Annotated in this window: 15 protein-coding genes and 2 pseudogenes; 8 read left to right on the top strand and 9 right to left on the bottom strand. The window is 60.2% G+C overall.

All coding sequences use genetic code 11. The annotated features are described in order from the left end of the window. Positions 1-24: 24 nt before the first annotated feature. From HB780_RS10720 to HB780_RS10735, 4 genes are read left to right on the top strand one after another with little or no spacing between them, the layout of a single operon-like run. Positions 25-912 (top strand): carbohydrate ABC transporter permease, encoded by an 888-nt coding sequence (locus HB780_RS10720; RefSeq protein ID WP_183687555.1) that lies wholly within the window; start codon positions 25-27, stop codon positions 910-912. Further along, positions 912-1,796 carry a carbohydrate ABC transporter permease gene (locus HB780_RS10725; RefSeq protein WP_183687556.1) on the top strand — a complete coding sequence of 295 codons (885 nt, stop codon included), beginning with the start codon at positions 912-914 and terminating at the stop codon, positions 1,794-1,796. Before HB780_RS10720 ends, HB780_RS10725 begins: the two co-directional genes overlap by 1 nt. Before the next feature lie 4 nt (positions 1,797-1,800). Further along, complete coding sequence (locus HB780_RS10730) at positions 1,801-2,883, top strand: ABC transporter ATP-binding protein (RefSeq protein ID WP_183687558.1); 1,083 nt, start codon at positions 1,801-1,803, stop codon at positions 2,881-2,883. A gap of 30 nt (positions 2,884-2,913) precedes the next feature. Beyond that, complete coding sequence (locus HB780_RS10735) at positions 2,914-4,566, top strand: GMC oxidoreductase (protein ID WP_183687560.1); 1,653 nt, start codon at positions 2,914-2,916, stop codon at positions 4,564-4,566. Positions 4,567-4,642: 76 nt separating this feature from the next. Here the strand turns inward: HB780_RS10735 and HB780_RS10740 are convergent, their stop codons facing one another. The 8 genes from HB780_RS10740 to HB780_RS10775 all read right to left on the bottom strand — a co-directional run bounded on the left by HB780_RS10740 (position 4,643) and on the right by HB780_RS10775 (position 15,733). Then, a complete protein-coding gene (locus HB780_RS10740; protein ID WP_183687562.1) occupies positions 4,643-6,859 on the bottom strand; it encodes a M48 family metalloprotease in 2,217 nt (738 codons plus the stop codon). Positions 6,860-6,995: 136 nt separating this feature from the next. Beyond that, positions 6,996-7,430, bottom strand: coding sequence for a lysozyme inhibitor LprI family protein (locus tag HB780_RS10745; RefSeq protein ID WP_286202911.1), 435 nt, complete (start codon positions 7,428-7,430; stop codon positions 6,996-6,998). Positions 7,431-7,585: 155 nt separating this feature from the next. Further along, on the bottom strand, positions 7,586-9,520 hold the full coding sequence (locus tag HB780_RS10750; protein WP_183687566.1) for a beta-galactosidase: 1,935 nt from the start codon (positions 9,518-9,520) through the stop codon (positions 7,586-7,588). Beyond that, complete coding sequence (locus tag HB780_RS10755) at positions 9,520-10,611, bottom strand: ABC transporter ATP-binding protein (RefSeq protein WP_183687568.1); 1,092 nt, start codon at positions 10,609-10,611, stop codon at positions 9,520-9,522. The genes HB780_RS10750 and HB780_RS10755 overlap by 1 nt, the downstream gene beginning before the upstream one ends. A gap of 5 nt (positions 10,612-10,616) precedes the next feature. Further along, positions 10,617-12,707, bottom strand: a complete 2,091-nt coding sequence (locus HB780_RS10760) for an alpha-galactosidase (protein ID WP_183687570.1) — start codon at positions 12,705-12,707, stop codon at positions 10,617-10,619. Next, a complete protein-coding gene (locus HB780_RS10765; RefSeq protein WP_183687572.1) occupies positions 12,704-13,555 on the bottom strand; it encodes a carbohydrate ABC transporter permease in 852 nt (283 codons plus the stop codon). The genes HB780_RS10760 and HB780_RS10765 overlap by 4 nt, the downstream gene beginning before the upstream one ends. After that, positions 13,555-14,463, bottom strand: a complete 909-nt coding sequence (locus HB780_RS10770) for a carbohydrate ABC transporter permease (RefSeq protein ID WP_183687574.1) — start codon at positions 14,461-14,463, stop codon at positions 13,555-13,557. Before HB780_RS10770 ends, HB780_RS10765 begins: the two co-directional genes overlap by 1 nt. Positions 14,464-14,542: 79 nt before the next feature. Next, on the bottom strand, positions 14,543-15,733 hold the full coding sequence (locus HB780_RS10775; RefSeq protein WP_435693883.1) for an ABC transporter substrate-binding protein: 1,191 nt from the start codon (positions 15,731-15,733) through the stop codon (positions 14,543-14,545). A 203-nt stretch (positions 15,734-15,936) separates the two neighbouring features. Between HB780_RS10775 and HB780_RS10780 the strand changes: the two genes are divergently transcribed. After that, complete coding sequence (locus tag HB780_RS10780) at positions 15,937-16,851, top strand: helix-turn-helix domain-containing protein (RefSeq protein ID WP_183687578.1); 915 nt, start codon at positions 15,937-15,939, stop codon at positions 16,849-16,851. 54 nt (positions 16,852-16,905) lie between these two features. Here the strand turns inward: HB780_RS10780 and HB780_RS10785 are convergent, their stop codons facing one another. Next, entirely contained in the window at positions 16,906-17,550 is a 645-nt protein-coding gene (locus HB780_RS10785) for a TetR/AcrR family transcriptional regulator (RefSeq protein WP_183689690.1), read from the bottom strand. 129 nt (positions 17,551-17,679) lie between these two features. Here HB780_RS10785 and HB780_RS10790 point away from each other — a divergent pair, with 129 nt between their 5' ends. From HB780_RS10790 to HB780_RS10800, 3 genes and pseudogenes are all read left to right on the top strand, one after another. Further along, positions 17,680-18,759: an efflux RND transporter periplasmic adaptor subunit gene (locus HB780_RS10790; protein WP_183687580.1), complete on the top strand. Its 1,080-nt coding sequence runs from the start codon at positions 17,680-17,682 to the stop codon at positions 18,757-18,759. Further along, positions 18,756-19,842 (top strand): annotated as a pseudogene (locus HB780_RS10795) (efflux RND transporter periplasmic adaptor subunit). The gene HB780_RS10790 and the pseudogene HB780_RS10795 overlap by 4 nt, the downstream one beginning before the upstream one ends. Next, positions 19,839-22,906 (top strand): annotated as a pseudogene (locus HB780_RS10800) (efflux RND transporter permease subunit). The pseudogenes HB780_RS10795 and HB780_RS10800 overlap by 4 nt, the downstream one beginning before the upstream one ends. Positions 22,907-22,937: the final 31 nt, after the last annotated feature.

Genomic DNA, 22,937 nt, shown 5'->3' on the forward strand with positions numbered 1-22,937 from the left:
TCTTCCTTTTGAGAAAGTTTGCCGATGCAAGCCAAGCGCAGACGTTCCTCCGCTGCGACCATCGCGCTCCTGCCGACATGGATCGCAGCGATTTTCATCTATATCGGCACCATGGTCTGGTCCGTGAGGCTGTCGTTCACGGATTCAACAATCTTTCCATCGTCCAATTACGTCGGCTTTGCGCAATATGCCCGGCTGTTTCGGACGTCGAGATGGCTCGCGTCCCTGGAAAACGTGCTGATTTTCGGCGTGCTTTACGTTGCGGGCTGTCTGGCGTTGGGCTTTGTGCTTGCGGCTTCGCTTGATCGCAAAGTGCGCTTCGAAGCCATGTTCCGCACCATCTTCCTCTATCCCTATGCCATGTCTTTCGTGGTCACTGGCCTCATCTGGCAATGGATGCTGAACCCGACCTTCGGCATTCAGGCAAGCGTGCGGGCGCTGGGCTGGCAGAATTTCGCATTCGACTGGATCGTTAGTCGCGACATGGCGATCTATACCGTCGTCTTCGCCGGCATCTGGCAGGGGGCGGGCCTCGTCATGGTCATTGCGCTCTCCGGTATGCGCGGCATCGGCGAGGAGCAATGGAAGGCGGCGCAGATCGACGGCATTCCCGTCTGGCGCATCTACCTGTCGATCATCCTGCCCCAGCTTGGGCCGGCTCTTGCGGCATCGAGCATGCTGCTCTCCATGGGCGTCATCAAAACCTATGACCTCGTCGTGGCGCTCACCGGCGGCGGGCCAGGCTTTTCGACCGAAGTGCCGGCAAAATTCATCATGGACAATCTGTTCGAGCGGCAAAATCTCGGCCTGGCGAGCGCAGGCGCCACCGTACTGGTGCTCTCCGTCGTCATGGCCGTCGCCCCGTTTCGCTATGCGCTTTACATGCGCGCCAGAAGAAAGGGAGCGCAGTGATGACAGCCCTTCGTCCAAACGGCCCCAAACCATCTAGGCTGACGGTCGGCCGCATCGGGCTCTACGCTTTCCTGATTTTCTCGGCGCTATTCTTCCTGCTGCCGCTCTATACGATGCTGGTGACTTCACTGAAGACGATGGAGGAGATCCGTCAGGGCCGCATCTTCGCCCTGCCCGGCTCTCTCGATTTCAATGCCTGGAAAACCGCCTGGTCGGGCGCCTGCATGGGCACGCAATGCCTCGGCGTGCGCCTCGGCTTCTGGAACTCGGTGAAGATCACCGTACCGGCAGTGGCGATTTCCGTCTTCATCGGCGCGATCAACGGATATGCCCTTTCCTTCTGGCGACCGAAAGGCTCCGGCTTCCTCTTCGGGCTGCTGATGGCCGGCGGGTTGATCCCCTATCAGATCTTCCTCTATCCGCTGGTGCGGCTGCTCGCCAATCTCAGTCTCTATAATTCAGTGGCGGGCGTCGTCCTCGTCCATGTGATCTTCGGCCTGCCCTTGGTGACACTGCTCTTCCGCAACTATTTCGTCGCGATCCCCGAAGAGCTCTGCAAGGCCGCGCGTGTCGACGGCGCCGGCTTCTGGCGGATCTTCTTCGAGATCATGCTGCCCATGTCGGTCCCCATGGTGATGGTCGCCTCCATCTTTCAGTTCACCGGCATCTGGAACGACTTCCTGATCGGGCTGGTCTTTGCCGGGCGGGACAATCTGCCGATGACGGTTCAGCTCAACAATATCGTCAACACCACCATGGGCGAGCGCGCCTACAATGTGAACATGGCAGCCACCATCCTGACCGCCATCGTTCCGCTCGCCATCTACTTCTTTTCCGGCCGCTGGTTCGTGCGCGGCGTGGCCGCTGGCGCAGTGAAAGGATAATTCCATGCAATCCGCTGTTTCCGTCAAGGATCTGAAGATCGCCTATGGCGATCATACCGTGATCGAGAAAATGTCGATCGATATCGCCCCGCGTGAGTTTCTCGTGCTGCTGGGACCGTCCGGCTGCGGGAAATCCACGCTTCTGAACGCCATAGCGGGACTACAGGACATTACCGGCGGCGAGATTTCGATATCCGGCAAGAACGTCACCTGGGAGGAGCCGAAGGATCGCGGCATCGGCATGGTGTTCCAGTCCTATGCGCTTTACCCGCACATGACGGTGAAGAAGAACCTCTCCTTCGGCCTGCGTGTGGCGGGCCTTCCCAAGGACGAAATCGAGGCGCGCATCGCCCGCACCGCCTCGCTTCTTCATCTCGAACAACTGCTCGACCGCCGCCCGTCCGCACTGTCCGGTGGCCAGCGCCAGCGCGTGGCGATCGGTCGTGCCCTCGTGCGCGAAGTCGACGTCTTCCTGTTCGACGAGCCGCTCTCGAACCTCGACGCCAAGCTGCGCAACGAGCTGCGCGTCGAAATCAAGAAGCTGCATCAGAGCCTCGGCAACACCATGATCTATGTGACGCATGATCAGGTGGAGGCGCTGACCCTTGCCGATCGCATCGCCATCATGCGCGACGGCGTAATCCAGCAGCTTGGCAGCCCGTCCGAGATTTATCATCGCCCGGCCAATCTTTTCGTCGCCGGCTTCATCGGCGCACCGGCAATGAACTTCATCGAAGGCGAGATCGCCTTCAAGGCAGGCGTCCCGGTATTCGAAAGCAACGGGCTCGGCATCGACCTCTCCAACTATCCCTTTATCGCAGCTCCCAAGGCAGGTCCGACCACCCTTGGCGTTCGGCCGGAGCATATTGCGCCCGATGGCATGGCAAAGGGCCTGCCCACGATCCCGGGCGTCGTCTCCGTCGTCGAGCCGATGGGGGCCGATGCGGTGATCTGGTTCGATTGGGCGGGCCAAAGCCTGTCCTACCGGATCATGGGCGATGCGACGCTCGATCCGGGCGCGGAGATCGCACCAGGGCTCGATATCGCCAAGGCCTCTCTCTTCGGCGCAGACGGCGTGCGCCTGTAACACCACTTTCAGAATATACGGAAATGACTCATGTCTCAGACTATCTATGATGCGCTGGTGATCGGCTCTGGCGCGGCGGGCTCCTTCGCCGCAAAGGAACTGACCGCTCAAGGGCTTTCGGTGCTGCTGCTCGAGGCAGGGCCTGCCGTTTCGCATAGGGATTTCGATCCATCCCGAAAGAAGGAGCCGGCCAGCAGCATCAACATCTGGGAGCGCGCCCGCGCCACGCTCAAGGGCCAGCCCATTCAGGCGCGCGCAGCCTTCTTTACCGAGCGCTTCAGCCACTTCTTCGTCAACGACCGCAAGAACCCCTACACGACACCGAAGGATGCACCGTTTCTCTGGATTCGTGGCCGTCAGAGCGGTGGGCGCCTGCATAGTTTCGGCCGCGTGCTGCTGCGCTGGACCGACGATGATTTCAAGATCCAGTCGCGAACCGGCAAGGGCGTCGACTGGCCCGTTTCGTATGACGAGTTGGCACCCTACTACGCCGAGGTCGAATCCTACCTCGGGCTCTATGGCAACAAGGACGGGGTGGAGACCCTGCCGGACGGCGTCTATGCCCATCCTGCAAAATTGACGCCCGCCGAAGAGACCTTCAAGGTCGAGGTGGAAGGCCGCTGGCCGGAACGGAGCGTCGTCTCCTGGCGCTATATTGCCCCGGACGCCGAGCGCACGCCGAAGCCTTTGCGTGAGGCCCTGGCGACCGGCCGTCTCACCATTCGTCACGACGCCATCGTTCGCCGCATCACGACGGATGATGAGAGCGGTAAGGCGACCGGTGCGGAATTCATCGATCGCGTGACGGGCAAGATCGAGACTGCGCGCGCAGCACTGGTGGTGCTTTCGGCCTCCCCGATCGAAAGCGTGCGGCTGCTGCTCAATTCGGCCTCCCCCAAGCATCCCGATGGGCTGGGCAACAGCTCAGGCACGCTCGGACGCTATTTCATGGACCAGCTGCCTTGCCTCGCCTTCGGGTCCTTCCCGAAAGCGAAAGGCTGGGCGGCCGACAAGTCCGCGCCGGCCGACCCGTTCTATAATCCTTCGGGCGGCATCTTCATCCCGCGGTTCGGGACAAGCGACGCTTCTCGCGGGGACTTCGACTATCAGGGCAGCGTCGGCCGCACGCCGACGCCGGATGACCAGCCCTCCCGGCTCGCCTTCTTCGGCTTCGGCCGGATGCTTCCTCACGCCGACAACTGCATCACGCTCGACCCCAGGCGCAAGGATGCCTGGAACATTTCGGTCCCGCATATCCGTTGTGTCATGGGCGAGGAAGAACACGCCTTGCTGCGACGTCAGGAAGAGACGCTAATTGAGACAGTGCGCGGCGTCGGCGGCGAGCTGGAATTCATCGGCTCGCCCACCGGTCTTAAGGAAATGGGCCGCGGCGCATTCCCCGACGCCGGTGCCTTCAGCCGCTTCATGTTCCGCAAGTGGTTCCGCAAGACCATGTGCATGGGAGCCGCGATCCATGAGACGGGCGGCGCACGGATGGGGACATCCGAAAAGGACTCCATCCTCAATGCCTATAACCAGAGCTGGGACGTTCCCAATCTGATCGTAACGGATGCGTCGGCTTTTCCTGGCAGCGGCATTGCCGGTACGACGCTGACGGTCATGGCGCTGACAATCCGCGCCTGCCGCAACCTCGTGGACAGGTATCGCGCCGGACAATTATGATTGCGCGCTCAAAGCTGTTGGGGCGCTGACGCTTGGCTTGGTCATCAAGCTTGAGATGTTTGTCCCAGGGAACGCATTATTGATCTACGTTTTCGTCAGCGGTCGCAACCTGGGGCGGCCCTGATGCGGCGGCGGCCAATTCCTGGCGGGCATAAGCAGCATAAAGATACCGACCAACGAGCCCGCTGAAGTCTGCTGGCTTCATGCCTCTGATCCCCATAGCGCCCAATGTGACGACGCGTTGTCGACGGTCGACCTTGCTATAAAGCGCTCGCCAGTCCTTCTTGGGTAGGGTTGCGTCTGGGTGGAGCCAGAAGCATAGGGAGAAACGGGTCGATGCGTAGACCGCGTATTTGGCAATTTCCGTCCAGGCAATCGGCCTGTCCAACCGCGGCGAAACCAGTCCATCCGCGTTCAGCACCATCAGTGGTCTTGCCGCTCTGCGATGGAGAAAAACCGCATAAATGGTGGCTGCCGCAGCAAATGCACTGGTGACGGCAGCCATCATCATCTGCCCGAATGGGTCATAACCGAGACCTGCCCATGCGGAAAACACGACAACCGACAGGCCAAATGCGCCGAAAATCCCCGCCACGATCCCCATCGTCCAGATCATCGGCTTGACGTTGTCATAGACAACGGTCTCGTCGGCGACATCTGCGACGACCTTTTCAAGCGCTTCACGACGAAGGGCACGCGCCTTACGCGCGTCATCGATGAAATCCTGGCTCAAACGGCGGCACAGGCCTGTCCAATCCGGAAACAGCCCATGCACGAAAGGCCGAACGCCCTGCTCCGGCCGACGCGTCGCTCTGTTCAGTAGATCATCATCAAGGTTGACGCCCAGCGCCGATATGCGCCGGATCGTCGGTGGATGGCTGTCCGTCGGGTGCGGTTGCCGGTCTTCAAGAAGCGGAACGGGGTCGTTCCATCCTTCCGTGCGGACAAGCTCCGTCGTCTGCGCGACGAGATCGTGCGAGGCATCATTGAGAGCGGCATGATCGGATTCTGCGTGGGCTCGGCCGAGAATATAGGTGACAGCAGGAGCGATAACACCGGTGCGGATCAGCGCCGAGGCGGCCTCTGCCGGCGCACCGAGCAGACTGCCCATACGGTCGGCTTCGAATTCCCGCAGCCGGCTCCAGTGCCAGACCGCGTGATCGAACTGCTGGATGGCATGAAAGCCGAGCTTAACCGCGGGGTACAAAACGAAACGACCACCGTCGACGCGATTAAGGGCTGTCAGCGCACGCCAGAAACCTGCGTAGATGGGGGCGAATCGTTGGCTGTAGCGGGTGTCCTCGCCGGAAAAATGTGCAAACTCATGGCCGATGATGGTTGTTATTTCGGGTCGATCGAGCAGATCAAGATAAGGCGCGGGCAGATAGAGCGACCGCCCGGTCAACAGCCTGTCTTCCGGCCACAGGCGCACCTGGCTTTCGGTAACAAAAAAGCCTTCGGTAAGGCCGACGATAATCGTGTCGGGTAGCAAGGCGTTTTGCCGAGCGGCCAGGCTTCGGGCAAAGCGCCAAAGCTCCGGCGCCTCCGCTTCGCCGATGGCTCGCCCCGAAACGTCAAGCGGCTCGGGCGTGAACAGCGCAAAGACGTCCCTCAGTCCGCGCAGAGCCATGAAGGCGCTATAGGCCGCCACGATGGCCAGAGCCACGGCGGCGACAAAAAGTTTGGCGCTTCCCGTCGTCAAGTCTGCCCATAGGCCGATGCTGATAGCCTCGAACAATATCGCCGCGCTTACGCCGATACAAAACCCGATCACCACCATTGCCAGAATAAACGGCAGAACAGATCCCAAACGTTGAAAGCTCTTGATCAATTGACGCTGGGAGCGTCGCGCCCGGAGCCCACTGATTGTCGCGGTGATGAGACCGGCTGCACCGCCTGTAAATGCAAGAACCGCTCCACCAATGGTTACCCAGACGAGTGGTCGGCGAATCCGGGAGATCTCAAGGTCCTCAGCGGCTTGCGAAAGGGCATCCTCGATACGCGAAATGGCAACCAGGGCGGAGAGGTGAATCGGCCCACCATCTCCCTCAAAGGTGAGACTGGCATTCGGATTGGTTGCCGCGATTTCCTTCACTTGGGCACGGGTCGTCGAGAGTTCGGCCGAAGAGCGATCCGCGATTTCAAGGGTTTCGGCCGCACGCTGCGCCTGCCAAAGCCCCAAGGCGGCGAGCGCGATGGGCACGAGAAGAACCCACACGGCCAAAACCAAACTCGCGCGGAGATCAATCTTGCGGTTGCCGTTGGCGCCGCCGCTGGTTTTGGTCACATTCATCTCGTATGATGCTCCATGCCAATTCGCGGCGACGAAAGCCTTGCCGCGGCGTTTTCTACCATAGCGGTATCGACTTCCCCATCGAAAACATCGGCATTCAGCGAGACTGGCGTCGTCGAGATCACAATGCCTTTCATTAGGGCCCGTCAATGTCCAGCACCCGAACGTAGCGCTCCAGAAGCAGGGTGCGCTCCTTGGTCAAAGCCACTTCCGCATCCGCCTCCATCGGCGCATACATGCTGCCTTTCCGGGTCTCAAAGAGGCTTTCCCGCGCCTTCGCCTCCAGATCGCGATAGGCGATCCAACTGCGCTGTGCGGACTTGAGGTCCTGTGCCGCTGGCGGCGGAAGTTCCTTGAGGAGCTTGGAATAAGCGAGGTTCATCCGCTTGTCGTAGGATGCCAGCGCTTTTGTTTCGCACGCCGTCTGGTCGCCCGTCGATCCATTGTTCGGATCCTGCAGGCAGAGATCAAGGCTGCGGTCGGTTGGGTCTTTCAGGTCTGCGGCAAGTGCCGGAAGAGATACGAAAGAGGCCAGCAAAACTGCCGCAAAGTATTTCGGTACAGACATCATGGCGGAACAACCGAAGCGAAAATGCTTGTAGCGGTGCAGTCGTCCATCCTCCATGCCATTCCATCGCAACAAATGAAATAGCTTTTCGTCCCGGCATGGGGCCACGGCGGCGAAATCGCCGCCGTGCTATTCCGCATTGAAAACCGGCCCGGGGTCTATTTCCAAGCAGAGAGAGAGAACGGAGCGATTTCCCGCCCACCCAGCACGAACTCCCGCTCGCCCGGAACCGTCCAGGCATCCGGCCCGTAATTGAACGCGAATGTCAGCTTGCCTGCCCGGCGAAGTCGGATGAAATCGGGTATCTCCGTGGTTTGCAGGTCGAGGCTGGAAGCGAGGTAGAACATCAGATTGCCGAGAAGCGCACCATCCGCCCAGCAGGCCAGGTAGCGATAGCGGCCCTTCGACACAAGCGCCGGTTTGCCATCTTCGAAGGTCGCCACAACATTCGCATCCGGCAGCGCCTCGATATCTTCGCGCCATCTTGTGGCTGGGCCGTTGACCGCACCAACCAGTGAGGCACTCAGGCCGGGACGCAGGGAAGCGACCTGCGTGATCCTGACACCGGTGAGTTCGCCGATCGGCCCCGGCGGAAGATTGGCCGGAATGCGGAAATTGCGGTCCCGCGATCCCGTCCTCGGACCGAAAAGGACGGTTCCGTCCGCTTGCTCGAATGCTGCCAGAGCCACATCCGATACGTGCATCAGGCAGGGAACGAGAACAAGCTTGTAGCCTTTCAGCGATTGCCCCGGCCGGACGAAATCGACATCGAGCCCGAGTTTCCTGACCGCCTCGTACCAGCGGAAGGCAAGCTCTTCATAGCGGAAATCCTTGCCCTGCGGCTGGATGACGGCGGACCAATAGCTTTCATAATCGTAGACGATTGCCACAGGTGCCTGAGCCGCTTCCGGCAATGGACCGACGGCATCGATCTCACGCCCGACGATCTCGGCTTCCTTGCCGCCCGGAGAAAGTTCGTCGAGACCGGGCAGATTCAGGCCGGCATGCATCTGCTCCTGTGCAAACGGTGCCTGACGCCAGCGGAAGTAACTGACGACTTCGGCTCCGTGAGCAAGACCTTCCCAGCTCCACAGGCGCACCATCCCCGGCTTGGGAATCGGATTCCACGGCGCCCAGTTCACAGGCCCCGGCTGCTGCTCCATGATCCAGAACCGGCCATTGCCGACGCCACGGTAAAGGTCGTGATGGAAGGCCGCGATGTCGGGGTGGGAGGTCTCCGCCCAGCGCACGCGCTCTTCCTCGCTGAAGGGAAACTTCTCCACGAAGCCGATCGGATAGGAGTCCCAGGACGCCAGGTCCAGATTCTCGGCGACCTTCCAATGATCGAAATCATTGACGAAGCCCATGAAATTATGGGTGATCCAGCGGTTGGGAGAATGCTTCCGGATGATGTCGCATTGCATGCGGTCGTAAGCTGCGATCTGGTCGGAATGGAAACGCCAGAAATCGAGCCGGACGGCGGGGTTCGTCTCCGTCACCGTCAGGTTCGGCAGCACGACGTCCTCGAAGCTTTGGACTTCCATCGACCAGAAGACGCTACCCCAGGCCTCGTTCAATTGCTGTGCCGACTGATAGCGAAGGCGAAGCCAGCGGCGAAACGCCTTCAGGTCTTCAGCACCCCAGGAAAGGCTTGTATCGTGGCATCCGTATTCATTGTCGGTCTGCCAACCAACAAGACCGGGATGCTCGCCATATCGCTTCGCGATGACCTCGACGATACGCTCCGACTCCTTCCACCAGACATCTGACGAGAAGGTATAATGACGGCGCGAGCCGAAGCCTCGCACCCTACCCTGTTCGTCCACCGGAGCGATCTCGGGATATTCATCCATCAGCCACTTCGGCGGCGTCGCGGTTGGCGTGCCGAGCACAACCTTCAGACCGGCGGCCGTCAGTGTGTCAATCGCGCGGTCGAGCCAGCCGAAATCGAAAGAACCACGCGTCGGCTCGAGGCGCGACCAGGCAAATTCGCCAATCCGCACATAAGAGATTCCAAGCGCCCGCATGCGACGCGCGTCTTTTTCCCACCAGCTCTCGGGCCAATGTTCCGGATAATAGCAAACGCCAAGCATTATTTCGTCAGGTCTCCGTTAAGGATGGCATTGCCGGCATCGTCAAACAGATGGCAGGCAGCCGCAGGAATATGGATGGAGAAATCGTCGCCGGGCTTGGCCTGCGCCAGGCCGTCCGCCTTCACCGCAATCTCCGTGCCGTCGGCAAGGGCGATGTAGAACATCGTTTCCGATCCCAAATATTCCGCAAGACGCACCTTGCCCTGAAGCGTCGCGTCACCGCCTTCGCTTCGATCGAGGTGTTCGGGGCGGATGCCGAGAGTAACCGACTGCCCTTCCTTCACCGAGCCGCCTTGCAGCGTGATCGACTGGCCACCGGGAAGAACGACCTTCACGCCGCCATCAACCGGCGAGGCCTTGGTCTTGAGGAAATTCATCTTCGGCGATCCGATGAAGCCGGCGACGAAGATGTTCTTCGGGCGATGATAGAGCTCCAATGGCGACCCTACCTGTTCGACCAATCCGCCCTGCAGCACGACGATCTTATCGGCCATGGTCATGGCCTCGACCTGGTCGTGGGTGACGTAGATCATCGTCGTGCGGAGATCCTGATGCAGCTTGCTGATCTCCGTGCGCATCTGCACTCGGAGCGAGGCGTCGAGATTGGAGAGCGGTTCGTCGAAGAGAAACACCTGCGGATTGCGCACGATGGCGCGGCCAATGGCGACACGCTGACGCTGACCGCCCGAAAGCTGCGACGGCTTGCGGTCGAGCATGGGCTTCAACTGCAGCATCTCGGCAGCGGTTGCCGTGCGACGGGCAACTTCATCCTTTGAATGGCCGGTCATGCGCAGGCCGAAGCCGATGTTTTCCGCGACCGTCATGTGTGGGTACAAAGCGTAGCTCTGAAACACCATGGCGACACCGCGCTCGGCGGGGCCGACCCTGGTCATGTCATTGCCGCCGATCTTGAGTTCGCCGGAAGAAATATCCTCCAGCCCGGCAATCATGCGCAGAAGTGTGGACTTGCCGCAGCCGGACGGCCCGACGAAGACACAGAACTCGCCGTCTTCGATCGTCAGATCGACGCCCTTGATGACGCTGGCAGCACCGAACTGCTTGGTCACACGGTTAAGCGTTACATTCCCCATGAGACTTAGTCTCCCGTCACTGGTTCGAATTCAAGAAGAAGCCCGCTTTCGGGCCGAAGCATCGGCAGCGGCAAGCCGACATGCCGGAGCGTATCGAGGCTGAAGGTCAGTTCTCCATTCAGAAGCCGCTGTTGGCCGTCCGAAATCCGGATGAACTCGGGCTCGGCAGGATGGATCGCTTTCACACGCCATTTGCCAGCACCCTCAACGCTCACCGGCAGACGGACGGGCGCCGGCTGCTCGCCGACCATTTGCGGACCCTGTGCAACGAAAGCCACGATACGGTTCTCGTCCGCAGCACCCCAGATGTAGCGACCATCGAGCGGCGGCAGGCGGAACTGCTTGCCGGCGGCATGCAGCAGCGGGCGCAGGCTCTTGTGAAGCGCAATCCAGCCTTCGAGCTCCTGCTTTTCCTCGGCGTCGAGGGTCAGCGGGTTGAGTTCGACGCCCAGATGATAGGCGAGCGCGACGAGCGCGCGGAAGGAAAGCGTCAACCTGCGGCCGGTCTGGTGGTTCGGCGAAGCGGCAATATGCGCGCCGAGAAGTTCCGGCGGAACGAACTGCGAGGCCCCATGCTGTATTTCAAGCCGTTCGAAAGCATCGGTGCAATCGGAGGTCCAGACGCGATGCGTGTGGCGGAGGACGCCGTAATCGATGCGCCCGCCGCCCGATGCGCAGCTTTCAATCTCGACTGCCGGAAACGCCTGCCGGATCCTGTCCATCAGAGCATAGACCGCCCGCGTCTGCTGCGCCGTGCGGGCACGGCCATCCGCGCCGCCGGCATGGGTCAGGTCACGGTTCATGTCCCATTTGATGTAAGAGATCGCATGCTGGGAGAGTACGGCTTCCATGCATCTGAAGAGATAGTCGCTGACCTCCGGCCGCGTCAGATCCAGCACCAGCTGGTTTCTCGACAAAAGCAGCGGACGCCCTTCGACCTGCAGAGCCCAATCGGGATGCGCACGAAATAGCTCTGACTCGGGGTTCACATTTTCCGGCTCGCACCAGAGACCGAATTCCATGCCCAGCGAGGTCACATGATCGACCAGCGGCTTCAATCCGTCAGGATATTTCCGCTCGTCGATGAACCAGTCGCCGAGGCTGGTGGTGTCGTCGTCGCGCTTGCCGAACCAGCCGTCATCGAGAACGAAGCGCTCGATGCCAACAGCCGCCGCCGCATCGGCCTGGGCCTTCAGGGAGTCCATGCGGTGATCGAAGTAATTGCCTTCCCAGGTATTTAGTGTCACCGGCCGAGGCTTCATCTCACCGCCCGGCCAGGAGACCACGCTCTCCCTGACGAAGGCATGGAAAGCTTCGCTGTCAGAACCGGCAAAGGCCGTCGGACTGGTGTAGGTCTCACCGGCTGCGAGACGCATTTCGCCAGGCTCGAACAGCTCGCCGACATGCACCAGCCTGCGCCCATCATCGAGCGTGTCGATCGCCATCAGGTGATTGCCGCTCCAGCCGAGATGGAAGCCCATCCGCTTGCCGCCGCATTCGAGGAAGGCGAAGGGGAAGCGGTCATGCGAGGTTCGCCCACGGCGGCTTTCCTGCATCCAGAGCCCGTCGGCAATTGTCGTGTGGCGCGTCTGGAATTCCCGGCCCCACATGCCCGTAAAGGTGGTCAGTTCCGCCGCGCCGGCAGGCATCAGGAAGCTCGCCGCCATACAGCGGTCGAGGGTATAAATGCTGGAGCCGTGGTTGCTCAGGGACGTGGAAATCGACAGCACTTCGGCGGAGCCTGCCTCGATGCATATCCGCAGCCCGACTTCCGCGACAGTATCCTCGGCTTTCAGAACGACACCGGAGTCGATCTCATCGGCCTGCCAGTTCTGGAACTCCAGGATGAACGCCCGCCCATCGCGGTGTCCTGAGATCGCCGGCCAGCCGAAAAAGCCGAGCCCACCGACAGGCAGAAGAACATTCGACGGCACAGCAATGTCCATGCCGTTGACACGGCTTGAACGCGGCACCTCGGGCCAGAATTCCGGCGCAAGCGCCCCACGGCCAAAGCCCAGAATCTCGGGCATGCCGCTCGCAGGCAGGCCGAGCGCCAGCGACACCGCGCCTGCTTTGACAACAACAGTCTTGCTCATCCCTTGGTCGCTCCGAGAGTGAGGCCCGCAATAAAGTGCCTCTGCATAAAGAAGAACATCAGAACCGGCGGCATCGCGGCAACGATGGATCCCGCCGACACCAGATGCCACGCGGCAACCCACTGGCCGTTAAGGGAATTAAGGCCGGCGGTAACGGGCATGGCGCTCTGTCCCTGTACGAGCACGGTCGCCCAGAAATAATCGTTCCAGACGAATGTGAAGATCAGCACCGACAGCGCTGCAATCGCCGGACGCATCAAAGGCAGCACGATATGGACGAAGATCCGCCATTCGGAAACGCCCTCGACGCGCGCCGACTCGATCAGCGCGAAGGGCAAGCCCTTGATGAAGTTGCGCATGAATAAGGTGCAGAAGCCCGTCTGGAAGGCGACATGGAACAGCACCAAGCCGGTCACCGTATCGTAAAGGCCCATCTTCAGCGTCATGTCGCGAACCGGAACCATCAGGATCTGGAACGGAATGAAGTTGCCGGCAACGAAAATGAAGAACAGCGCCAGACTTCCCTTGAACCGGTAGACGGCGAGCGCGAAACCGCAAAGGCATGATAGGCCGACCGCGCCGATAACCGTCGGGATGGTGATCTTGAACGAGTTCAGGATGTAGTGGCCGATCGGCGAATCCCGGAAAACGGCAGTGTAGTTTTCCACGCCCGCAAAGCCCGAGGGAATGCCGAAATAATTGCCGGCCGCCAGATCTCCCGATGGGCGGATCGAGGTGACCGCGACGCCGATCAGCGGCAGGAGCCAGATGATCAGCGCGATCGGCAGGATGATCTGATAGGTCGTGGACACCCATGGTGCCGATTTCTGGACAGGTGTTGGAAACATCAGGAATTCCTTTCCTGTCTCAGCATGCGAATGAGAAAGAAGGTGATGAAGATCATCATGATCAGGAAGAGCACGACGGCGATCGCGGCGCCGTATCCCATGCGGAATCCGTATTCCGACAGGGCTTCCTCATACATGTAGTAGGACAGAACGCGGCTCGACCCGTAGGGACCGCCAGCCGTCATGACGGAAACGAGGTCGAAGGACCGAAGCGCGCCGATGACCGTCACCACCACAGCGATGAAAGTGGCCGGCCGCAGCTGCGGCAGCACAATGTTCCAAAACAGGTGCCAGCCTTTGGCGCCATCCATGCGCCCGGCCTCGATCTGTTCCGAATTGATGTTGTTGAGGCCCGTCAGGTAAAGGATCATGCAATAGGCGATCTGCGGCCAGAGGCCGGCAGCGATGATGCCGTAGGTCACCAAACGCTCATCCGCCAGCACGGCGATCTGCGTCCCCGTCAAGGCTTCGGTCAGGACGGAGAAGAGACCGAAATTAGGTGCATAGAACCAGGTGAAAATCAGCCCGACGACAACCTGGCTGATCACGAACGGGAAGAAAAACAGCGATTTGTAGATGCGGATGCCGGCAACGGTCTGGTTCAGGAACAGAGCCGCGGCCAGGCCCGCCGGGACCGCCAGCAGATAAAGGACGAGCCATATGATGTTGTTCTCGAGCGACGTATAGAAGGCGTCATCGGAGAAGAGCTCGACGTAATTCCCAATACCGATCCAGGTTTTTGGCCCAAGACCATCCCAGTCATGAAAGCTGATCCACACGGACTGGAATACCGGGAGGATCACATAGATCAGGAACATCAGAGCGCCTGGCGCCAGAAAGAGCCAGGGTGCGAACGTCCGCTGATTGCGTTTCCAGAACCCCGGTAGAGCGGTGCTGCTCGTGCCCATCGTCTGCTCCTATGCAAATGCGAGTAAGAACGCTGCCGGACGTCATCAACGTCCGGCAGCGCGTCATCGTTGGAATGGACTACTTGTAAGCGCGGGCGCGCACCTTATCGAGGCGTGCCAGGATCCCGTCGATCTTGTCGGGCTTTACCATGAATTCCTGGAAGCCTTCCATGCCGGCCTTCGCCATATCAGCAGGCGCGTCGCGGTCGTAGAACTGCGAGAGAGCCTCGGCCTTCGACAGTATTTCGAAGCCCGCCTTCAGGAACTTGTCATCCGGCTTGGCCGACTGATTGTTGACCGGCAGCTGGCCGAGCGTCGCATTCATTTTCGTCTGCGCTTCCGGCGAGGCCAGATAGGCGAGGAACTTCTTGGCGTCTTCCTTGTTCTTCGCACCCGACGGAATATGGAACGTGTCGAGCGGCGCTTCCTCGGCGGCAGGCAGGCCAGCCGTGATTTCCGGGAACGGCAGGAAGCCGATCTGGTCTTCCTTCAGCCCGCCATCCTTCATCGGAGCGACGGCGAAGTTGCCCATGAGATACATGGCCGCCTTGCCCTGAACAAACTGCGGCATGGCATCCTGCCAGTCGAGCGCTGCATGGTTCTCAAGGAAGTAGCCGGGCTTGACCAGTTCCGCCCACTTGGCGAACACGGCCTTCACCTTCGGGTCGGTATAGGGCACCTTGCCGGACGCCAGATCCATATGGAACTGGTAGCCGTTGACGCGCAGATCGAGATAGTCGAACCAGCCGGCCGTCGGCCACAAGGCCTTGCTGCCGATCGTAAACGGCGTGATGCCGGCGCTTTTCAGCTTGGCGCAGGCGGCTAGCAGCTCGTCCCAGGTCTTCGGCGGCGCAATGCCCTTATCCTTAAAGATATCGGCGCGGTAATAGATGCCCCACTGATAGTAGGTGTAGGGAACGCCCCACTTCTTGCCGTCGATGGTCATCGACGCGGCAGCGGACTTCAGCTGGTCGTTCAGCCCGTTTGCGGCCCAGACGTCGCTGACGTCTTCAAAGAGACCCGCCTTGACGAAGGGCTCCATGCGGTTGCCGGCATACCAGGCGACGACATCAGGCGGCGTCGCCGTCAGAAAGTTGCGGATCGCGGACTTGTAGCCTTCGTGATCGAAATTGTTCCACTTGACCTTGATGTCAGGGTTCTTTGTCTGGAAGTCCGCAATCAGCTGTTCCATCGCCTTTTTCGGCACGGGATCCGACTGGTCGGAATTGAGAACGATTTCGCCGGCGCATGCCGCCGAGGCGACCAGCATGTAGCTCAATGCGATCGAGCCGATATTTTTCAAAAGGGTCACGTATATCCTCCACTGACCTGTTACGACGCAGGGCGCCGGCCAACACATCGCCCCCAATGCGCGGCGGTTGATATTCATCATCCAAATTCGTAGATCTCTACCGCGATATTAAAGATCGCTTCCGGTTTTCTAAGATCGCGACCGTAGTGGAGAGTCTCGCAATGCTGATCGAAGACGAGTCAGTTCCAGTTCATGATGGCCCGACGCGCCATCCCCTCGTCGTCTTCGGCGACCATCGCTTCTGCGCCGGCGAGCGCTTGGACGTGCGCCCCATGAGCGGCCCGCACATGCACAGCCAGGTGGAGCTCAACTATGTCCTGGACGGGCGCATCACATACTGGTTCGACGGTCGCAGGCTTCAGATTTCTCAAGGGCAACTCTGTCTCTTCTGGGGAATGATCCCGCACCAGGTTGTTGATGTCACCGAGTCCACGACCTTCGTCTGCCTCTATGTCCCCATGTCGGTGCTGGTTAACCTGCACAGCATGGGCGCCTTTCGAGATGCTGTCTTCCGGGGCGGCCTTGTAGAGGCACTGAACGTCAGGGCACATGATCGTGATGTCTTTCTGCGGTGGCGCGAAGAACTACTGTCGGGAGATCCGGAGTTGGAGCAGATCGTTCGCGACGAGCTTGTCGCTCGCATCCGCCGGATTGCTCGCGAGGGCTGGCAGGACTTGCGCGAACAGGGCTCCGCCATCGAAGCCTCGCGCAATCAGGATCCAGACCGCCTGCCGAGGGTGGAAAAGATGCTCCGCTTCATCGCCGAACACGCGCTGGGCGAGATATCGGCCGTCGACGTCGGATCCGCTGCCGGGCTGCATCCAAACTATGCCATGTCGATCTTCAAGAAGACCGTGGGGCTGACCGTCAATCAGGCCATCACGCGTCATCGGCTCGACACCGCGCAGTCCCTGCTGATCTCAAGCGACCTTCCGGTCGCTGCGGTCGCATTCGAATCCGGATTTGGTTCGCTATCGCGATTCTACGAAGCCTTCGAAGAGCGTTTCTCCACGACGCCGGCCAAGTATCGCAGCGGCTTCGGTCTGGTGACGACAAAGGGAGCTTCGGCGGCCTAAAACAATACCGGGAAAACTATAATCCTGCTTGAAGGCCGACGATCGGTGACCGCCTCATTCACAATCAGCTCCGTCCTTCGCGATCAACCCGTGGAGAATGACATCCACATGCGCCTCGAAAAACGCCTCCACGTCCTGCGGCTTGCGATCGGCAAAGAGCATCTGCCATACGGACAGCATCATGGTTGCCCCTATTGCGGCATCCGGAATCTTGACTGCCAGTGCGTTTCGGAATTCGCCGGCAGCAACGCCTGCTTCAAGGATATCCCTTGCCGCCTTCTTGAACGGCACAATGAATTCTTCATGATGTCGATCCACCACCTGCGGAAACCGTGATCCTTCCGTGAGGACGAAGCGCAGGAGTTCTCGCGTATTCCGATCCATCACGATGCGATCGTAAAGCAGGCGAATAAACATCCTGATTTTTTCGGAATAGGATCCGCTCAGGTTTTTTGCATTGGCGCTGATGTCGGCGAACGGGACGGAGATATGGCGGATCATCTCCTCGAACAACCTCTCCTTCGTCTCGAAATAGAAATAGATCGTCCCCTTGGTGACGCCGACACGACTGGCGACATCCTCGACGCGGGTCGCCACATAACCGCGCTCGACAAACTCCTCAAACGCCGCTTCCAGGATTTCCTGAGGACGCTGCGCTTTGCGCTGCGCCCGCTGCCCCAGTTGTTTTTCCGTTGACATGCAACCTCCTCGTTTTCTTAGGAAATCCTGATATAACAATCTTGATTGTAACATATTATTTCATTGACTAGTCAGTCAGTCAATAATATTGGACAGGCGCAATCGTAAAAACCCGCGCTCGGGGGATGTATGAATAGATCCGCACCCATCATGGGGTTGCTCACACTGACGCTGGCACTATCGTCCTGCGATCAGAATGACGCGCCCGCCGCACAGACGTCGCAAAACGTCAGAACCATCGAGACTACACTCAGCAAACCCATCGCACAGACAACCGTCACCGGCGAAGTGAAGGCCCGCATCGAATCGGAACTTTCGTTTCGCGTCAGCGGCAGAATCATCGAGCGCAGCGTCGATGTCGGAGCCAGGGTCAAGGCTGGTGATCTTCTCGCGAAGATCGATGCCGAGGAACAGCAGGCCGATGTCGAAGTTGCGGCGGCAAGCCTTCAGGCGGCGGAAGCCCAGCTCACCCAGGCGCAGCTCGCCGAGACCCGTCAGGAAAGCCTCTTCAAGAACCAGGTCACGACCCGTGCCGCCTACGACTCAGCGCACGAGACGCTTCTGACGGCGCAGGGATCTGAAGAATCCGCAAAAGCCCAGCTCGAGACCGCCAAGGACGCGCTTTCCTACACGGAACTGCGCGCCGACGCGGACGGGATCATCACGGCTCGCAACGCCGAAGTCGGTCAGGTGGCGCAGGCGGCGCAATCCATCTTCACGCTTGCCCATGACGGTCCGCGCGACGCGGTCTTCAATGTCTTCGAATCGCTGTTTTTGAAGGAACAGCCCGACAAGCAGGTCACCGTCACCCTCCTGTCCGGCACCCCCAAGCAGGTAACCGCCACGATCAGAGAGATATCGCCGACGATCGATGCCTCGACCGGTACCATCAAGGTCAAGGTCGGGCTGGATAATGGCGGGGACCTGCCGCTTGGAGCAGCCGTCTCCGGAACATTCAGCAAACCATCGGCGGAAGCGATCATTCTGCCGTGGAGCGCCATGACTTCGGCCAGCGGTCAGCCGGCGGTATGGGTCGTCGACCCCGCGACAAGCGAAGTCTCCTTACGAAAAATTCACGTCGACGAATACGAAACGGGACAATTCGTGGTCAACGGCGGACTGAAGCCACAAGAGATCGTCGTCACCGAAGGCGGCAAGTTCCTGCGCTCCGGCCAGCGCGTAGACCGCTCCCAGGAGGCCGCGAAATGAGAAATGCCTTGATCGCAGCATCGCTGCTGCTAGCCGCATCGGCACTGTCCTCCTGTGACAGCAAGCCTGCCGAGGCAGAGCAGAAAGTACGGCCCGTTCTATCGACCGTCATCAAGATGGAGCCGGTCGTCAGCCTCCAGTTGCCCGGCACCATCGAACCGAGGATCGAGACGGACCTGGGTTTCCGCGTCCTTGGGCGTGTCATCGCGCGCGATGTCAATGTCGGCGATCTCGTCACCAAGGGACAAGTGGTCGCCGCCATCGATCCGCTCTCCCTCGAGCTTGCCGTCCGCAGCTCCCGCGCCGACCTTTCAAACAGCCAGGCGCAATTGATCAATGCTGCAGCGTCGGAGGAACGCCAGCGCGCGCTGGCCGAATCCAGATCGGGCAGTGAAGCAGCACTTGAAAGTGCCGAGCAGGCACAGAAATCGGCCGCCGCCTCTGTCGCCAAGTCCCAAGCCAATCTGGCGAAAGCGGAAGAACAGCTTGGCTACGCCCAACTGAAGGCGGAGTTCGACGGCGTCGTTACCGCAACCTCGGCCGAAGTCGGCCAGGTCGTATCGGCGGGGCAGACGGTGCTTACCGTCGCGCGCCCAGATGTGCGCGAAGCAGTCATCGATATTCCGGAATCAAGCCTCGACGGGCTGAAGCCAGGGTCGCCCTTCGAAATCACCCTGCAGCTCGATCCGACCATCAGGGTCACCGGCATCGTGCGCGAAATCGCCCCCTGAATCGGAGGCGACCACGCGGACGAGACGGACGAGGATCACGCTCAGTAACCCGCCGGACGCGTTCCGCCTGGGCTCGATCATCACCGCAAGCGCGGTCGTCAACGCCGCGCCCACCATGTCACTGCCGTCGACCGCCATCCTGCTGCAGGACGGCAAGCCGAATGTCTGGCTGATCGACCCGGAGCAAGCGACAGTTTCGCGCAAACCGGTCACCCTGGACGGCTCCTTTACCGATCCTGACCACGTACGGGTCCTCGGCGGACTCAAGATCGGCGACCGTGTCGCGATTGCGGGCGTTCATCATCTGACAGACGGCCAGAAGGTCAAACTTACGCAGGAGAACCAGCTTTGAAGACCTTCAACCTCTCCGACTGGGCGCTCGAGCATCGTTCGATGGTCTGGTACTTCATGATCGTCTTCATTCTCGCCGGCGTGTTTTCCTATATTGGACTCGGCCGCGAGGAAGACCCTTCCTTCACCATCAAGACCATGGTCATCCAGGCGCAATGGCCGGGCGCCTCCGCCGAGGAAGTCACCAAGCAGGTGACCGATCGCATCGAGAAGAAGCTGGAGGAGCTCGAGTCCCTCGACTACACCCGCAGTGAAACCGTTGCCGGGCAGACGACTATCTTCGTCGAGCTGCTCCCGACGACAAAAGCCAAGAATGTCGAAAACACCTGGGTTCGCGTCCGCAACATGATCGCGGACATCAAGGGCGATTTCCCGTCCGGCGTAGTCGGTCCATTCTTCAACGACCGCTTCGGCGACGTCTACGGCAACATCTTTGCATTCACCAGCGACGGGCTCACTCAGCGGCAGCTTCGCGATCGCGTCGAAGACGCGCGCGCCAGGATCCTGACCGTTCCGAATATCGGTAAGGTCGACATCATCGGCGCGCAGGACGAAGCGGTCTATCTGGAGTTCTCGACCCGCAAGATCGCAGCGCTCGGCATCGATCGCTCCGCCATCATCTCGACGCTGCAGGCACAAAATGCCGTCACCCAGTCCGGTTTCGTGGAAGCCGGGCCTGAACGTATCGCGCTCAGGGTGGGCGGCCAGTTCTCCTCGGAGGAAAGCTTGCGGGCGATCAACCTCAGGGTCAACGACCGCTTCTTTCCCCTGACGGATGTCGCAACGATCAAACGTGGCTATGTCGATCCACCATCCTCGCTCTTCCGTGTCAACGGAGAGCCGGCGATCGGCCTTGCCATCGGCATGAAACAGGGCTCCAACCTGCTCGAATTCGGGAAAGCCCTGGAAAAGAAGGTCAACGAGATCGTCGCCGACCTTCCGATAGGGGTCGATGTTCATCGCGTCTCGGACCAGCCGGCCGTGGTCGACGAAGCCGTCTCCGGCTTCACGCGCGCCCTCTTCGAAGCCATTGCCATCGTGCTTGCGATCAGCTTCATCAGCCTTGGCCTCAGGGCCGGTCTCGTGGTCGCCATCTCCATCCCGCTCGTCCTTGCCATTACCTTCCTGGTGATGGCCTATTCCGGCATTTCGCTGCAGCGCATCTCGCTCGGCGCCCTGATTATTGCGCTCGGTCTGCTAGTCGACGATGCCATGATCGCCGTCGAAATGATGGTGGCGCGCCTGGAGGTCGGCGACGACCTGCGCAAGGCGGCGACCTACGTCTACACCTCAACGGCTTTCCCGATGCTCACCGGCACGCTCGTCACCGTCGCCGGCTTCATCCCGATCGGCCTCAATGACAGCGCCGCCGGCGAGTTCACCTTCACGCTCTTTGTGGTGATCGCGGTGTCGCTGCTCGTCTCATGGATCGTGGCGGTTCTTTTCACCCCGCTACTGGGGGTGACGATCCTGCCCAAGACCATGAAGAAGCATCACGACAAAAAGGGCTGGTTCGCCTCGTTGTTTTCGCGACTGCTGACGATGGCGATGCGCTTCCGATGGGTAACCATTGCCCTGACCGTCTTTGCCTTTGCCCTTTCCATCTTCGGCATGGGCTACGTGCAACAACAGTTTTTCCCGTCATCGGACCGGCCAGAACTCATCGTCGACTGGAACCTGCCGCACAACAGCTCGATTACCGAAACGAACCGGCAGATGGCCCAGTTCGAACGTGAGAAGCTTGCGAACAACCCGGGCATCGATCACTGGACCACTTATGTCGGACAGGGCGCACCGCGCTTTATCTTGTCGTTCGACGTTCAGACGCCGGACGTGACCTTCGGCCAGACGGTCATTGTCACGAAAAGCCTGGAAGTGCGCGACAAGGTGCGGGGGAGCTTCAGAACTACCTCAACAAGACCTTCCCAGGCACCGACGCCTTCGTGAAGCTGCTCGACATCGGCCCGCCGGTCGGCAAGCCAGTACAATACCGGATAAGCGGCCCGGACATCCAGAAGGTCCGCAGCATAGCTCAGGATTTTGCCGGCGTCATGGGCAGCAATCCGTCGCTGACCGGCATCATCTTCGACTGGAACGAGCCGGCGCGCGTCGTCAAGATCGACGTTCTCCAGGATAAGGCACGCCAGCTGGGTGTTTCGTCCGAAGACATCGCCACGGCGCTCAACAGCATCGTCGAAGGATCGAGCTCAACCCAGATCCGGGACGACATCTACCTGATCAATGTGATCGGGCGTGCCCAGACGTCGGAGCGCGGTTCCATCGAAACGCTCCAGAACCTGCAATTGCCGGCCTCGAACGGAAAAGCGGTTCCCCTGTCGGCTGTGGCTACCTTCCGCTACGAGCTGGAGCAGCCGACCATCTGGCGCCGCTCCCGCATCCCGACGATTACGGTCAAGGCCGGCGTGATCGGCGCGATCCAACCGGCAACGGTCGTCACCCAGCTCAATGCCAAGGTCGAGCAGTTCGAGAAGACATTGCCGGTCGGCTATTCCATCGCCGTCGGTGGTGCCGTCGAGGAAAGTGCCAAGGCACAGGGACCGATCGCCGCCGTCGCGCCAATGATGCTGTTCGTGATGGCGACGATCCTGATGATCCAGCTACAGAGCTTCAGCCGGCTGTTCCTGGTCTTTGCGGTCGCGCCCACGGCTTTGATCGGCGTGGTTGCCGCCCTGTTGCTGAGCAATGCGCCGCTCGGCTTCGTTGCGATCCTGGGTGTGCTGGCGCTGATCGGCATCCTGATCCGAAACTCGGTCATCCTCGTGGTGCAGATTGAGCATCTGCGAGAAACGGGGGTCAGTGCATGGCATGCGGTAATCGAGGCAACCGAGCATCGCATGAGGCCGATCTTGCTGACCGCCGCCGCCGCCACGCTCGCCCTGATTCCCATTTCGCGAGAAGTGTTCTGGGGACCGATGGCCTATGCCATGATGGGCGGCATCGTCGTCGGCACCGTCCTGACGCTGTTGTTCCTGCCCGCCCTCTACGTGGCATGGTTCCGGATACCGCGAGAAGAAGCGGTCAAGGAACCGGAAGCATCCGCATAACGCAAGACAACGGGCCTACGCCAAACTTTTT

Source organism: Rhizobium lusitanum (assembly GCF_014189535.1).
Taxonomy (GTDB): Bacteria; Pseudomonadota; Alphaproteobacteria; order Rhizobiales; family Rhizobiaceae; genus Rhizobium; species Rhizobium lusitanum_C.